The sequence below is a fragment of the Nitrospinaceae bacterium genome (assembly GCA_018669005.1).
Classification (GTDB): Bacteria; UBA8248; UBA8248; order UBA8248; family UBA8248; genus UBA8248.
This window is the reverse complement of record JABJAL010000075.1, coordinates 1-3,731: the sequence shown is the minus strand read 5'-3', so window position 1 is coordinate 3,731 and position 3,731 is coordinate 1. Positions and strand designations below refer to the sequence as shown.

The following is a 3,731-nucleotide window of genomic DNA, read 5'->3' as shown; positions in this document are numbered from 1 at the left end:
GAAAAACGGCACAAGGCGCTCGCGTGCATATTGTACAGCCTCAATTTTCCCCTCGATGCCTCGCTGCCCAAATCCGCCCGGTATCAAGATGCCGTGAACCTGAGAGAGTAATTTTGAGGAGCCTTGCCCCTCAATTTCCTCGCTATCCACATACCGGAGCGTCACTTTCACATCATTGGCCAGCCCGCCGTGGGACAGCGCCTCGGAGAGAGATTTGTAGGATTCTTTAAGATCGACATATTTGCCAACGATGGCTATCTCGGTCTCTACTGTCGTTTCCCTGGTTTTTCTCACAATCTCCTTCCAGGGAGTAAGATCCGGCTCCCCGGCCCTCGATAAATCAAGACTATCCACGATAATTTGATCGAGCCCCTCTTCGTTGAACTTAAGGGGCACCTCATAGATGGTGTCCACGTCGATAGCCGTTATCACCGCGCTCGGCGAAACATTACAAAACAAAGAAATTTTTCGTTTAAGATCCAGATCCAGGGGATGCTCCGTCCGGCAGAGCAAAATGTCGGGCTGGATACCGATCTCGCGAAGCTTCATGACCGAATGCTGCGTGGGCTTCGTCTTGAGCTCTTCCGAGGTTTTGATAAACGGAATCAGCGTGACATGGACGATCAGGACATTCTCCGGTCCCATGTCATAGCGAAACTGTCTGATGGCCTCAAGAAACGGCAAGCTTTCAATATCGCCCACCGTGCCGCCAATCTCGCAGAGGATGACATCCTCCCCGTGGTCTGCGGCACGAAAACAGGTTTTGATTTCATCGGTGATGTGAGGAATCACCTGAACTGTTCCGCCCAGATAATCCCCCTCGCGCTCTTTCGAAATGACGTTGTAGTAAATCTTGCCTGCAGTGAAGTTATTTTCCCGGCGCATCAGAGCGTGCGTGAAGCGCTCATAGTGGCCCAGGTCGAGATCCGTCTCAGCCCCGTCGTCGGTGACAAACACCTCGCCATGCTGAAACGGGCTCATCGTTCCGGGATCGACATTTAGATAGGGGTCGAATTTCTGGAGGGTGACGCGAAGTCCCCTGGCCTCGAGCAGCGCTCCGATAGATGCCGAAGACAGGCCCTTGCCGAGCGAACTAAGCACACCACCCGTTACAAAGATGTATTTGGCCACAGGCCGATCTCCTGCTCAATTTCCGAGCGCAGGACAGAATCCGTTACAAGGCGCTCTAAATCCTCGGGAACATCCACGCCAATAGAATCATTCTCGATGCAAACCACCCTTATGCGGGCGCCATCCTCAAGAACCCTCAACTGCTCCAAGCTCTCTGCCTCCTCCAGCGGACTAGGGGGAAGCGACGCGAGCCGAAGCAAATATTCCCGTCGATAGGCATAAAGACCTAGATGTTTTAGTGGACGAGGCTGAATGACTTCCCATGCCTCACGCAAAAAAGCCTCCGAGGCCTGCGCCTTACCAAATAAATCGCGCATATGCGGCACCGGGGCTCGCGAGAAATATAGGGCATCACCTTCCTTGTCCACCACTACCTTTACCACGTTTGGGTCTAAAAAGTCCTCCACCCCAGGGACAGGGACCGCAATTGTGGTCATTTTCGCCTCAGAGTCCCCCAAAAGAGGGGCCAGGGCCGCATCAATATCCGCAGGATGAATCAAAGGCTCATCACCCTGCACATTGACGATAACACCCGAATCCGGGTGAGCCTCGGCCACCTCCGCCACCCTGTCCGTCCCACTCGGGTGGGAGGCGCTCGTCATATAGGCCTCTCCCCCGAAACCTTTAACCGCCTCCATGATTCGCTCATCGTCAGTCGCAACAAGAGCGCGGCTCACCAGCCGAGCCCTCAGGGTGCGGCGGTAGACAAATTCAATCATGGGCCGCCCCACCAGATCGGCCAACGGTTTTCCCGGAAAACGCGTTGAGGCCCAACGGGCGGGAATCACAGCAAGGGCGCCATCACTTTTCACATTCACGACAAGACAAGACCTCAATTAGTATGCGTTTTGACTGACAAAACCTTTCCACACCGTAAGCCACAATATTTTCAGATCCATTGCCAGCGACCAGTTCTCGATATAGTACAAATCGCACTCAATTCGCCTATCGATAGAGGTGTCCCCCCGCCATCCGTTCACCTGAGCCCAGCCCGTCATGCCGCTTTTCATCTTGTGGCGAAGCATATAGCCAGGAACAGACTTGCGAAAATCATCGACAAACACAGGCCGCTCAGGCCTTGGGCCCACCAGGCTCATATCACCCTTTAGCACATTGAATAGCTGGGGAAGCTCATCCAAACTCGTTCTTCTCATGAAAGAGCCCAGCGCGGTTCGCCTATCATCGCCCGGGCTCGCCCACACGGCACCACTCTCATCCTCGGCGCCCATTCGCATCGAGCGAAACTTATACATCTCAAATTTGATGCCATCTAAACCCATGCGCTCTTGCATATAAAAAACCGGTCCCCGGCTCGTAATTTTAACCAAGAGCGCGATCACAAACATGGGGAGTCCAAAGATGACCAGCGCAGCTAGACCGCATACAATGTCCATCAAGCGCTTGGCAATGCGATTCCACCCAAGCAAAGGGGTCTGCGATAGAAGGATAACAGGAGTCCCGTCGAGTTCCTCGATACCAGCATTCAAACTCATCCGCTCCACGAGATCGGGAACAACGCGAAGATCCACACTCGAATCGCTCAGGCTATCTAGCAGTCTCGATTGCTCATCCTGCCTCTCGGCGGGCAGAACGACATAGACCTCTAAAATTTCCTCGCGCTCAATAACTTCACGAATTTGTCCAAGAGTGCCAAGAATCGGAAGATCGCCCGCCTTCCCGTCAGCCACAACCGTCTCGGATAGATGACCCACCACTTGAAAGCCTAAAACCCGGTATGCCTCAAGCTGCGCCGCCACGCGCTGGGCCAGCGGCGAGACGCCGACGACGAGAATTCGCCGCATATCGACGCCCCTGCGGCGAAGACGCCTGATCATCGACCAGGTGATGCGGCGGCAAAGGAACAAAAACACCGACCCCAGCACCATGAAGAAAACCACCATGACACGGCTATAGCTCGTCTCACGGTAAAAGAAGGTCAAGGCGATGATCATGAGGACTGTCCAGCCCATCGTTCGAGCCAATCTTCCGATCTCGACCGTACTCTTGAGGCCCACGCGGAACCAGTAAAGTTGCGTCAAGCGCGCCGCCAGCATCCAGGCCAGCCAAACGAAAGGCAGGAGAATCAGATAATCCGAAATCGGGGGATAGCCGCGAATAACCGGGATCAGTTCAAGACGGAATCTGAAAAAATACGCGAGAGTCCACGATATCCCCAGTGCCGCAACATCTCCTGCAAAAAGTAGGACGACGTTTAGCTGGCCGTATCTTCTTGCCATAACTAATCCTTAAGCGAGTGCGCCGAGGCGCTCATTGTACTCCCGCCATCCGTGCTCAAATCGCTCGCAGGCGGTTTTTTTAAAATGGGCGCGATCAAATAGAGTTGCCTGGCGGCAGGCCGCCTCGGGACGAAACTTATCTTCGATTCTTTCAAATTCATGAACGGCACCAACCAATGCATCGGCGGTGGGATGCCTGAAAAAAAGGCCGGTAGGCTCTGAGGCAGCCCCCGAAACCTCATTCCAATCTACAAAACCTGGCGGGGGAGCGAAATCCTCTCGATTCGCCGCCACCACGGTTTCGAGCGCGCCTCCCTCTCCTAGCGCGATGACCGGTCGCCCCGATGCCTGGGCCTCTAAGGG

The 3,731-nt window shown here is 54.4% G+C and carries 3 protein-coding genes and 1 pseudogene; all 4 read right to left on the bottom strand.

The genetic code is table 11. From position 1 onward, the window contains the following. On the bottom strand, positions 1-1,131 hold a 1,131-nt coding region (locus HOJ95_11835; protein ID MBT6395390.1), incomplete at its 3' end, for a CTP synthase. Then, positions 1,110-1,943, bottom strand: coding sequence for a 3-deoxy-manno-octulosonate cytidylyltransferase (gene kdsB / locus HOJ95_11830; protein MBT6395389.1), 834 nt, complete (start codon positions 1,941-1,943; stop codon positions 1,110-1,112). The genes kdsB and HOJ95_11835, both read right to left, overlap by 22 nt. 24 nt (positions 1,944-1,967) lie before the next feature. Next, positions 1,968-3,368, bottom strand: a complete 1,401-nt coding sequence (locus HOJ95_11825; protein ID MBT6395388.1) for an undecaprenyl-phosphate glucose phosphotransferase — start codon at positions 3,366-3,368, stop codon at positions 1,968-1,970. A 144-nt stretch (positions 3,369-3,512) separates the two neighbouring features. Then, positions 3,513-3,731: pseudogene (locus HOJ95_11820) on the bottom strand (glycosyltransferase family 4 protein).